General features: G+C 72.7%; 9 protein-coding genes. 6 read left to right on the forward strand and 3 right to left on the reverse strand.

Annotation, left to right across the window (positions count from 1 at the left end; genetic code table 11):
- Together ACIQU4_RS06450 and ACIQU4_RS06455 are read left to right on the forward strand one after the other, a co-directional pair.
- On the forward strand, window positions 1-1287 hold the full coding sequence (locus ACIQU4_RS06450) for an MFS transporter (protein ID WP_403726586.1): 1287 nt from the start codon (window positions 1-3) through the stop codon (window positions 1285-1287).
- A gap of 49 nt (window positions 1288-1336) precedes the next feature.
- Entirely contained in the window at window positions 1337-2365 is a 1029-nt protein-coding gene (locus tag ACIQU4_RS06455; RefSeq protein ID WP_403726589.1) for a TolB family protein, read from the forward strand.
- A gap of 72 nt (window positions 2366-2437) precedes the next feature.
- Here ACIQU4_RS06455 and ACIQU4_RS06460 read toward each other — a convergent pair whose 3' ends face one another.
- Entirely contained in the window at window positions 2438-3124 is a 687-nt protein-coding gene (locus ACIQU4_RS06460; protein ID WP_403726591.1) for a GNAT family N-acetyltransferase, read from the reverse strand.
- A 799-nt stretch (window positions 3125-3923) separates the two neighbouring features.
- Between ACIQU4_RS06460 and ACIQU4_RS06465 the strand changes: the two genes are divergently transcribed.
- The 4 genes from ACIQU4_RS06465 to ACIQU4_RS06480 all read left to right on the forward strand — a co-directional run bounded on the left by ACIQU4_RS06465 (window position 3924) and on the right by ACIQU4_RS06480 (window position 7778).
- A complete protein-coding gene (locus ACIQU4_RS06465; protein WP_403726594.1) occupies window positions 3924-5003 on the forward strand; it encodes an SIS domain-containing protein in 1080 nt (359 codons plus the stop codon).
- A 95-nt stretch (window positions 5004-5098) separates the two neighbouring features.
- Entirely contained in the window at window positions 5099-5551 is a 453-nt protein-coding gene (locus ACIQU4_RS06470; protein WP_403726597.1) for an SRPBCC family protein, read from the forward strand.
- Window positions 5552-5593: 42 nt separating this feature from the next.
- Window positions 5594-6268: a (2Fe-2S)-binding protein gene (locus ACIQU4_RS06475; RefSeq protein WP_403726600.1), complete on the forward strand. Its 675-nt coding sequence runs from the start codon at window positions 5594-5596 to the stop codon at window positions 6266-6268.
- A 76-nt stretch (window positions 6269-6344) separates the two neighbouring features.
- Entirely contained in the window at window positions 6345-7778 is a 1434-nt protein-coding gene (locus tag ACIQU4_RS06480; RefSeq protein ID WP_403726603.1) for an alpha/beta hydrolase family protein, read from the forward strand.
- Window positions 7779-7788: 10 nt separating this feature from the next.
- On the opposite strand, the gene ACIQU4_RS06485 is transcribed toward ACIQU4_RS06480, so the two are convergent.
- Entirely contained in the window at window positions 7789-9564 is a 1776-nt protein-coding gene (locus ACIQU4_RS06485) for a S8 family peptidase (RefSeq protein WP_403727705.1), read from the reverse strand.
- Between the two features lie 289 nt (window positions 9565-9853).
- Window positions 9854-11212, reverse strand: a complete 1359-nt coding sequence (locus ACIQU4_RS06490; protein ID WP_403726605.1) for a cation:dicarboxylate symporter family transporter — start codon at window positions 11210-11212, stop codon at window positions 9854-9856.
- Window positions 11213-11264 lie beyond the last annotated feature (52 nt).

Genomic DNA, 11264 nt, shown 5'->3' on the forward strand with positions numbered 1-11264 from the left:
ATGTACGTTGCGGACAGCCGCGGTACCCCCGCGCCCGCCGTGACCCCCGAGCCGCAGGCCGTCGCCCCGGGCATCCGCCCGGGGCGGCGCGCCGCGCTCGCCCCCACGGTCCTCGCCCTCGGCACGGTCAGCCTGATCACCGACGTCTCCTCCGAGATGGTCACGGCCGTGCTCCCGCTCTACCTCGTCGCAGGCCTCGGCCTGTCCCCGCTCGGCTTCGGGCTGCTCGACGGGATCTACAACGGCATCAGCGCCCTGGTCCGGCTCACCGGGGGTCACCTCGGCGACCGCCTCGGCCGCCACAAGGCCCTCGCCGGCCTCGGCTACGGCCTCTCGGCCCTGTGCAAGCCGCTGCTCCTGCTCGCACACACCCTCCCCGCCATCGGTGCGGTGCTCGCCCTCGACCGCACCGGCAAGGGCCTGCGCACCGCCCCGCGCGACGCGCTGATCTCCCTGGCCGCCGCCCCCGAGGACCGCGGCCGGGCCTTCGGGGTCCACCGGGCCATGGACACCGCCGGCGCCCTGATCGGGCCGATCCTCGCCTTCCTGATCCTGCGCGGCGCCGCCGACGGCTACGACGCCGTCTTCACCGTCAGTGCCTGCGTCGCCGCCCTCGGTGTGCTGGTGCTCGTCCTGTTCGTCCCCGGCCGGCGCACCGAGCCGTCGCCCGGCGCCGAGCCCGTCTCGCTGCGCGCCGCCTTCGGGCTGCTGGGCCGCCGCGACCTGCGCCGGATCAGCCTGTGCGCCCTGCTGCTCGGGCTGTGCACCGTCAGCGACGCCTTCGTCTTCCTGCTGCTCCAGCGCGCCACCGGGATCGCCGACCGCTGGTTCGCGCTGCTGCCGCTGGGCACCGCCGCCGCGTTCTTCCTCCTCGCGCTGCCGCTCGGCCGGCTCGCCGACCGGATCGGCCGCTGGCGCGTCTTCCTCGGCGGCCACCTCGCGCTGCTCCTCGCGTACGGACTGCTGCTGGCGGGCGGGCAGCAGCCCGCCCTGCCGTACGCCGTGCTCCTGCTGCACGGCGGCTTCTACGCGGCCACCGACGGCGTCCTGATGGCCGCGGCCGCCGGAGCCGTGCCCGAGGAGCACCGCGGCGGCGGCCTCGCCCTCGTCCAGACCGGCCAGGCCCTCGCCCGCTTCGCCGCCTCGCTGGGCTTCGGCGCCGCCTGGACCGTCTGGGGCCCCCGCCCGGCCCTCGCGGTCGCGGCCGTACTGCTGGCCGCCGCGGCCGCCGCGTGCGCCTGGCTCCGGCCGGCGGACGCGATGGCAGCGGAGTCGCGGGCCGGCTGAGCCCGCTCGGCCGCCTCCGACGTTCCCCCCACATCCCCGAAAGGCCGCCATGACCCTCCAACGCCGGATCCTGATCCTCGTCTCCGCCGTCGTGCTGCTCGCCGCGGTGGGAGTGCTCGCCGTCGTACGTGCCTCGTCGCAGGCCGACGAGAAGAACCAGACCCAGGCCGGCGGGCCGCAGATCACCCGGGGCGAGGTGTCCCTGGCCCCGGACGGGGGCACACGGCGGATCGTGTTCCGGAACATGGCGTGGGGCCCGCACCGCGACGAGCTCACCACCGTCCCCGCCGACGCGCCCCAGGGCCCCCGTACCGCCTCGGGAGTGAGCTGCCTGCGCTTCTACGCGGCGGCCGGCACCGGGATCTGCCTCCAGGCCGACAAGGGCGGGGTCCAGGAGAGCTACCGGGCCGTCGTCCTCGACGCGCACCTCGAGGAGGTCTCCGCGCACCCGCTGGCCGGCATCCCCACCCGCGCCCGGGTCTCGCCCGGCGGCCACCTCGCCGCCTGGACGGTCTTCGTCGGCGGGGACTCGTACGCCGGGACGAACTTCTCCACCCGGACCTCGCTGCTCGACCTGCGCACCGGCAAGTTCGACGCCTCGCTGGAGGACTTCGAGATCCGCAAGGACGGCAAGGCGTACCGCAACGCCGACGTCAACTTCTGGGGCGTGACCTTCGCCGCCGACGAGCGGACCTTCTACGCGACGCTCGCCACCGGCGGCCAGACCCACCTGGTCCGCGGCGACCTCGCCGAACGCACCGTGACCACGCTGCGCGAGAACCTGGAATGCCCGTCGCTGTCACCCGACGGGACCCGGCTGGTGTTCAAGAAGCGGGTGCCCGGCCTGTCACCGGACGCCCCGTGGCGGCTGTACGTCCTGGACCTGGCCTCGATGCGGGAGACCCCGCTCGCCGAGGAGCGCAGCGTGGACGACCAGGTGGTGTGGACGGACGACAAGACGGTCGTCTACTCCCTGCCCGGCGACTTCGGCGCCGACCTGTACGCCCTGCCGGCCGACGGCAGCGGCGCTCCGGCCCCGCTGATGGCATCGGCCCTCGCCCCGGCCTTCCTCGGCTGACGCCGGGAGGAAGGGCCGGGAGGAGGGACCGGGCCAAGGACCGGCGGGACCGCTGGGCCGAATGCAGGACCGTTACGCCGGTACCAGCGTCTTGCGGCGCCGCTTGCGCTGGGCCCCCGCCGACAGCTTCAGCTCGATGATCGACCGTACGGCCGGCCACTCCTCGTCGAGGATCGAGTAGAAGGCGGTACTGCGCACGGCGCCGTCGAGACCCCGCGAATGGGCCCGGCGGACCCCCTCGCAGGTGAACCCGAGCCGCTCCATCGCGGCCCGCGAGCGCACGTTGCGGGCGTCGGCGCGCAGCGAGATGCGGCGCACGCCCCAGGTCTCGAAGGCATGGCGGAGCATGAGCAGCTTCGCCTCCGTGTTGATGCCCGTCCCCTGGGCGCCCGGGGACAGCCAGGTATTGCCGATCTCGGCGGCATCGGGGACCGCCGTCGCCGGATCACCGAACGGGACGCCCGGCACGGCGGGCCACACCAGTGGTCCCTGCCAGTAGTCGAGTTCCAGGAACCGGGTCGAACCGACGACCCGGCCGTCGGTGGCTCTGACCACCGCGAAGGGGAGCGATCGACCCGCCGCCTGATCTGCGAGGGCGCGGTCGATGTACTCGTGGGACGCCTGCACCCCATGGGGTACGGGGGTGAAGGCGTAAGTCGTACGATCCTCGGCCCCGGCCATGGCCAAGGCCTCGGTGTGGTGGGGGGCGAGGGGCTCGAGCCGCACGGTGCGGCCGGCGAGGAGTACGGGTACGGGCACGGAGCCTTCGGTCCTTCTGGGCGGTGGGGTGGTTGCACAGTGTGCGCTCCTGACGTCGCCCCCCGCGCAAAACACGGGTGAAAGGCAACGGGCTGTCAGGTGAACGCGAGTGGCTCAATGTAGCTCCTAAATGTGCTCTCATGAACCCCCAAATTGGCAACGCCGCGGCCATGTTTTTCGATGACTTTGGTCCCCGCCCCGGAGCCCCCGTAATCCTGATCCGCGGACATCCGTTCCGGCGCGCCGCACGGGCCCCTCGGACGGCCGCCCCGACGGCGTCCGATCGGCGTACAAACACCCTCTGACCTGCGCGGATATCGTGAGTCATGGGCGGCCCGACGGCGGCCCGGACCGTGGGCGGGGCGGATGATCCCAGGGCCCCGCCGGGGCCGCAACACCATCGAACATGCGGCCGTCGGTGAGGTGTCCGGCGCCGCACTCCGGGCCGAGGCCGGGGGCCGGCCCGGCGACGGCGAGGGAGCCGGTTGAGGAGCCGGTCGAGGGGCCGGTCGAGGGAGGGTGCGGGCGCCGCCGGCCCGGCCGTGCCGACGGCGCCCGCGGGGCGTGGCGACCAGCTCCTGATGGAACAGGTGACCGAGCGCGTGGCGCAGGGTCACGCGGGAGACGTCCCCGGGGCGGCGGCGCCGTCAACCACGGCACCGCCACCAAACCCCGGCTGCTCGTCCCGACTCCGCCTCCTGCCCCCTACCGTCCCTCCAACGCGCCGTTCCCGCGCGGACCTTCGGGAACCCTCGCAGACCGCCACAGACCTTCCAGGAAAGACGAGAGACCCCACACCATGTCCGGATCCCGCATCACCTTCATCGAGGGCCAGGCCGGCCAGGGCGCCGCCCTCGCCCGGATCGCCGCCCGCGTCCGCACCCGGCTCGGCTCCCCGGAGTACGCGGCCCTGCGCACCGCCCGGCGCCCCCTGTTCACCGGCATCGGCGCCTCGTACGCCGCCCTCGCCGTCCCCGTACAGCAGCTGCGCGCGGCCGGGGTCGTCAGCCAGCGCGTGCTGTCCTGCGAGATCGGGACCGGCACCGCCGGCTTCGACACCGACTGCCTGATCGCCGTCTCCCAGGGCGGCCGCAGCTCCGAGACCATCGCCGCCTTACGGTGCGCCGCCCCCGGCATCACCAAGACCGCGCTGCTCAACGTCGTACCGTCGCCGCTCGGCGCACTCGCCGACCTGACCGTGGACCTCGGCAACGAGCCCGACTCGTACGCCTCGACCATCGGCTACACGGGGACGGTCGTCGCCCTCGACCTGGTCGCGGGGGCCATCGCGGGCCGCGAGCAGGACCCGTGGGGCGACATCGCCGAGCAGACCACCGTGGTCCACCGGCAGGCCGCCGAGGTGGTCGCGGGCCTGCGCGGGCGCGGCGCCCGCTGCATCGCCTCCGACGCGGTGGCGGCCGGCGCCTCGCGGGCCTCGGCCGAGGAGGGCGCGCTGCTGCTGCGCGAGGTGGTCCGGATGACCGCGGCCGCCACCGCGACCCGCAACTATCTGCACGGGGGGATGGAGTCGGCCGGCAACACCCTGCACCTCGTCCTCGGCGACGGCCGCGAGATCGAGCTGGCCCGCTCACTGGCCGCCGCCGGGCACCTCACGCTGCTGCTGACGACGGCCAAGGCCGAACCCTCGGACAGCCTGTCGGTGATCCGCCTCCCCGCAGTCCCGGACGCCGTCCGCGTGGTGCTGGAGGCGGTGGTGCTCCAGGAGCTGGTCGCCCAGCTCAGCGCCGCACGCGGTGTACCGATCGAGTCGTTCGTCTTCGCCAACGACGACACCAAGCAGGGCGGCCTCGACCGGTCCGAGTTCCAGGTGGCCGCCTACGCCCCGGCGGGCGACGCCGCAAGGCCCCCGGCCCCCTGATTTCGCCATGGTCGGACCTTAGGGGTGCTGCGGGGAATGCCCGGTCTGCGACGCTGGTTGCCCCGTGACAAGATCGAAAACCAGGGGAGCCCGGCATGACCGAGACCGTCACCCGCATCGAGTACACCCTGCCCGTGAACGACCCCGTGGCCGAGGACCAGGTCCAGCTGAGCCGTGACGAGCTGTGGACGGGCCTGGTGGCCAAGGCCGCCGACCCGCGCCCCTACGTACCGGCGATCACCGAGTGCACGGTCCTGTCGGAGAACCCGCAGGGCCTGGTCCGAGAGATAGCCCGGGCCGGGGACCGCTTCCGCGAGGTCGTGGTCTTCGACATCGGCCACCGCGTGAGCTTCCGCCGCTCGGACGAGAAGGAGGTCTGGACCATCGACAACGTCATCGACGAGGACCCGTCCGGCGCCCTCACCCTGACGTTCAGCGGCGAGTTCGAGCGCGAGTTCGCCGCCTCCCGGCTCGCCGCGATGCGCACGTCCATGGCCGAGACGGCCGCCCGTACCCTCGCCGTGATCCGCGAGTCCGCCGCCGCCTGAGGCCACCCGAGACCACCCGAGACCACCTGAGATCATCCGCGCATGGACTTGGTACTGAGCCGACTCGCCGCCGTCGGGCCCTTCTTCACCGTCCCGTACGGGAAGGAACCGCCCGGAGACGGCTTCCGGCCGTTGAGCGAGCTGTACGGGCCCCGGCTGGAGCCGTACGTCGCCGAGGTCGGGCGGCGGATCGGCAGCGGGCCGGGGCGCGTCGCGGCCTCGACGGCCCAGTTCGGGATCGCCTCGCGGCTGTGGTCGATCGGGCTCGGCTGCGCCGCGCTGGGCGGGCGGGTCCCGGACCTGGGGGCCGACCGGGTGTGGTGGCGGCTGCCCGGGGCGGGCTCGCTGGAACTGTGGCTGCCGGAGCCCGGCCGGGGGGACCTGCCGGTCGACTCGCTCGGGGAGATCGTACTCGGCAACCTCGCGGCCCTGGACGCGCGGCTGCGCGGGCGGTACGGGGTCTCGCCCAAGGTGCTGCGCGGCAACGCCGCGTCGGGGCTGGTCGGAGCGCTCCGGGTACTGATCGACCGGGTCCCGGGCGGCCCGGCGGTGTCCCTCGCCGCGGAGCTGCTCGCCGAGGGCGGCGCGCTCGGCGGAACCGGCACCTTCATCCACGAGGAAGGGCTCGGGGTGGCGTTCGTACGCCGCAGCTGCTGCCTCTACTACCAGGTCCCCGGCGGCGGCCTCTGCGGGGACTGCGTACTGCGCACCAGGTAACCCGGCAGGGCCGTCCGGAGCAGCCGGGGGTGTGGCGGGCGCCGGTGCGCCGGAGACGCCTCCTACGGTCCCTTGCATGACGCACGCTCGCACACCGCATCCGGAGCCCCTGCCGCCGTCGTGGACGCCGTCGTGGACCCCGTCGGGGCTGTCCCGGCGCGCCGCCCTGACCGGGCTCGCCGCAGGCGCCGGGCTCCTCACGGTCGGCGCCGCCGCCGGCTGCGCGGCCGCCACGCCCCGGGCGGCCGCGGCGGCGCCCGATCCTTCGCCGGGGGCCATGAAGCTGTTCGACGACCCCGGATACAACTTCGCCGGGCTCCTCGCGCTCGGTGCGGCCGGCATGCGCGCCTCCGAGGTCGGCGAGGTGCTCACCGCCGTCAATGCCATCAACACCGCCGGCCTGTCCGCGCAGACCTTCACCGACACCTTCCGGTCCTGGGGCGACCGGCTCGCCGCGCCCCCGGCCGCCGACCGCGACGGCGGCGAAGCCCCCTCGCAGACCCGCCGGTTCCGCTCGCTGCGGGCCGCCCAGTACTACGCCCAGGCCCTGTTCTACGTCCTCGGCACCCGCAGCCCCGGCGACGAGAAGGCCCTTTACCTGGCCGGCCGCAAGGCCTGGGACACCTTCGGCCGGCTCTGCTCCCCGGCCGCCGTCCGTGCGCAGGTCCCGTACGGCAAGACCCGGCTGCCGGTCTGGTTCTTCCGGCCCGAGGGCCCGGACGAGCCCCGCCCGACGGTCATCCTCACCAACGGCAGCGACGGGCAGAACGTCGACATGTGGACGTACGGCGTCGCGGCCGCCCTCGGCCGGGGCTGGAACGCGCTGGTCTACGACGGCCCGGGCCAGGGCCGGCTGCTGTTCGTCGAGGAGATCCCCTTCACCACCCGCTGGGAGCAGGTGGTGGCCCCGCTCGTCGACTGGCTCGACGCCCGCAAGGACGTGGACAGCGGCCGGATCGCGATCACGGGCCTCAGCATGGCCGGCAACCTGGTCGCCCGCGCCGCGGCCTTCGAGCACCGGCTCGCGGCCGTGGCGTGCATGCCCGGCGTGCTCAGCCCGTGGCTCGGCTTCGACAAGGAGCTCCGTGACATCGTCACCGCCGACAAGGCGGAGACCAACCGCGTCTGGAACGAGGAGGTCGTCCCCGAACTCACCCCGCAAGTCGCCGCCACCGTCAAGAAGCGCTTCGAGATCTTCTCGCCGGAGGCGCTGCGCGAGGCGCGGGCCGGCCGGATGTTCAAGGACCTCTGGACCCCGGCCCAGGTCGCGATCGGCCTCGACGTCACCAAGGTCGTACCGCGGATCAAGGCGCCGTCGCTGGTCCTCGACTACGACTTCGAGCAGTTCTACCCCGGCCAGCCCCGGCAGATGTACGACCTGCTGCGATCGAAGCGCGCGTACGTGAAAATGACGGAGGCCACCGGGGCGCAGTTGCACTGCTCCCCGATGGCCCCGCAACAGCACTGCGACGTCGTCTTCGACTGGCTCGCCGACGTCCTGCGGCGTTAGTCCGGCAGCATTAGAACGTGAGGTTCCAGGCGTCGATCTTGCCGGTGTCCGCGTTGGCGTTGTCGTTCACGCGGAGCTTCCAGAGGCCGTTGGCGACCTCGGAGGAGGCGTTCACGGTGAAGCTCTGGACGATGTTGTCCGTACCGCCGCCGGCCCGGTTGCTCAGGGTGTAGACGGTGCCGTCCGGAGCCACCAGGTCGACCTTCAGGTCACCGATGTAGGTGTGCTTGATGTCCACGCCCACCTTGAGGGTGGCCGGCGCGTTGCCGGTCACCCCGCTGACGGTGATCGGGCTCTCCACGGTCGCGTTGTCGTTGATCGCGAAGTCGCCGAGGTTCTCGAAGTACTTCCCGGGGGGCGGGGTGGAGCCGACCGCCTTCAGCGCGTCGACCTGGCCCTCGCCGAAGAACGAGTTGTTGGCCGCGGAACCGGTGCAGCGGCTGTCCGAGGGGCAGGCGACGTCGTTGGCCTGGGTGGCCAGCTTGTCGCGCAGCTGCGCCGGGGTGATGCCCGGGTTGGTGCTGGCGAGCAGCGCCGCGACGCCCACCACGTGCGGGGTGGCCATCGACGTACCGCTCTTGGTGCCGTACTTGCCGCCCGGCACGGTGGAGTAGACGTCGCTGCCCGGGGCCGCGACGTCGATGACGCCGGAGCCGAAGTTGGAGAACGAGGCCTTCGAGGTGCCGGTGCCGTTCGCCGCGACGGTGACCACGCCCGGGAGCTCGGTCGGGATGTCGAGGCAGGCGTTGGTGATGGTGCGGGTGACCGGTGTCGAGTCGTTCGGGCTCGCGGTGTCGGTCGTCTTGTGGGCGAGGTCGTAGTTCTCGTTGCCCGCCGCGGCGATCTGCAGCGAGCCCTTGCCCTCCGCGTACTCCTGGGCGCGCTTGACGCCCTCGATGATGGCGGCCTGGTCGATGTTGTCCGGGCAGTTGAACTGCCACGGGTCCGTGTAGTAACTGTTGTTGGTGACCTTGAAGCCGTGGTCACCGGCCCACACGAAGCCGCAGATGGTGTTCTCGGCGAAGAAGAACGAGTTGCCCGGCTCGGCGACGCGGACCGCGGAGATCTTCACGCCCGGGGCCACGCCGACGACGCCCTTGCCGTTCTTGGCGGCCGCGATGGTGCCCGCGACGTGCGTGCCGTGGCTGTCCACGTCCCGCCAGGCGCCCGTACGGGTGTCCGGCTTGCCGTACGCGCAGGAGACGGAGTCGGCCGCGTTGAAGTTCGGCGCCAGGTCCTGGTGCTGGTCGTCCACACCGGTGTCCAGGATGCCGACCTTGACGGAGGAGGAGCCGGTGGTGACGGCCCAGGCCTGGTCCGCCTTGATCTGGCTCATGTCGGCGCGGACGGGCTCGCCGGCCGGGGTCGTCGACTGGGCCGGGTTGGCGGGCAGCGCCGGGTCGTAGGCGTCGGCCGGGACGTCCGAGGTGCGGGTGGCGCCGACCTGCTGGACCCCGCTGACCCCGCGCATCGTCGCGGCGAAGCCGGCGGAGGCGGAGTGGGCGACGATCACGCCGATGGAGTCGAAGTTGGAGAAGACGGTGCCGCCGTTGGCGGCGATGGCGGAACGCACCGCCGAGCTGTCACCGGGGGCGGTGATCACGAGGTAGGCGCGGGTGCCGGCAACCCAGGTCGCACTCTGGGAGGTCGGCGCCGCGGCGGCCTTGCCCGCTGCCTTGGCGGGGGCGGAGGGGGCGGTCCGGCCGGAAGGGGAGACCGGGGCGGTGCCGGCGAGCGCGGCGGGGGCCCCGAAGGCGAGTGCGGCGCCGAGGGTGGCGGCCAGCACGAGTGTGCGTCGAGGTCGGCTGGATATGTGGGGTATCAATGCGTCCTCCGAAGACGACCTGGAGGTGCTCATGACACCTACCGGGCCGTACGAAACGAGTGGTGGACGCAAGATGTCAGACGCGTGCCCCGGTATGGAAGTACCTTTTACCGCACGACACTTAACCGCCCCGTGGCCGAATATCGACCATGGGGCGGCGTGAGGGCGGTGTGAAGGGGCTGTGCGGGCCGACCGGCCCGGGCACCGTGGGGGCGAGCCCGGCCCGGCCGGCCCGTGACGGGCGTTCCGGTCAGACCGGTACGCCGTCCTTGGCGCCGGCCGACGACGGGGCGGGCACGGTGGGGAGCTCCGCGCCGTGGCCGTCGTCGATCAGCGTGGTCTCGTCGAACTCCAGGCGTCCCGCGAGGACTTCGGTGGCCCGCTCGCGGTCGAACTCCTTGGTCCAGGTGCCGATGAGCACCGTCGCCACCGCGTTGCCCGCGAAGTTCGTCAGCGCCCGGGCCTCGCTCATGAACCGGTCGATGCCCACGATCAGCCCGACGCCGTCGACGAGCTCCGGCCGGTGCGACTGCAGCCCGCCGGCCAGCGTCGCGAGCCCCGCGCCCGTCACACCCGCCGCGCCCTTCGAGGCGACGATCATGAACAGCAGCAGCGAGATCTGCTCACCGATGGCCAGCGGCTTGCCCATGGCCTCCGCGATGAACAGCGAGGACATCGTCAGGTAGATCGCGGTCCCGTCCAGGTTGAACGAGTAGCCCGTCGGCACCGTGATGCCGACCACCGGCTTCGAGACGCCCAGGTGCTCCATCTTCGCGATCAGCCGGGGCAGCGCCGACTCCGAGGAGGAGGTGGAGAGGATCAGCAGGAACTCGCGGCCCAGGTAGCGCAGCAGCGAGAAGACGTTGAGACCGGTGCACACCCGCAGCAGGGTGCCGAGCACCACGAACACGAACAGCAGGCAGGTCGTGTAGAAGCCGATCATGATGACGGCCAGTGACTTCAGCGCGTCCATCCCGGTCGCGCCGACCACCGCCGCGATCGCGCCGAACGCGCCCACCGGCGCCGCCCACATGATCATCGCCAGTACCCGGAAGACCAGCTTCTGCACGTGCCCGATCCCGCGCAGCAGCGGCTCGCCCGCCGTGCCCATGGCCTGGAGCGCGAACCCGCACAGCAGCGCCACGAGCAGTGTCTGGAGCACCTGCCCGCCGGTGAAGGCGGAGACCAGGGTGGTCGGGATGATCCCGAGCAGGAACTCGGGCGTGCTCTGCGCCCCGCCCGCCTTGGCCTGCGCCTCACCGGCGTGCTTGACGGCCTCGGTCAGGTGCAGTCCGCTGCCCGGCTCCAGCAGGTTCCCGACGAGCAGCCCGATCGCCAGCGCCACCGTGGACATGACCATGAAGTAGCCGAGGGCGAGGCCGCCCACGGCGCCGACCTTCGCGGCCTTGCGCACCGACCCGATGCCCAGCACGATCGTGCAGAAGATCACGGGCGAGATCATCATCTTGATGAGGTTGACGAAGCCGGTGCCCAGCGGCTTGAGCTCCACGGCCGTGCCGGGTGCGGCGAAGCCGACGGCGATGCCGAGGAGCACCGCGGCGATCACCGCGATGTACAGGTAGTGGGTCTTGTCGCGTCTGCCGGCCACGGCTCGCCTCCTGGTGGTGAATACGTCCCGGGAGGACCATCGCCCGAGGCCG

Origin of the sequence: Streptomyces sp. NPDC090741 (genome assembly GCF_044769045.1) — a bacterium.
Lineage (GTDB): Bacteria > Actinomycetota > Actinomycetes > Streptomycetales > Streptomycetaceae > Streptomyces.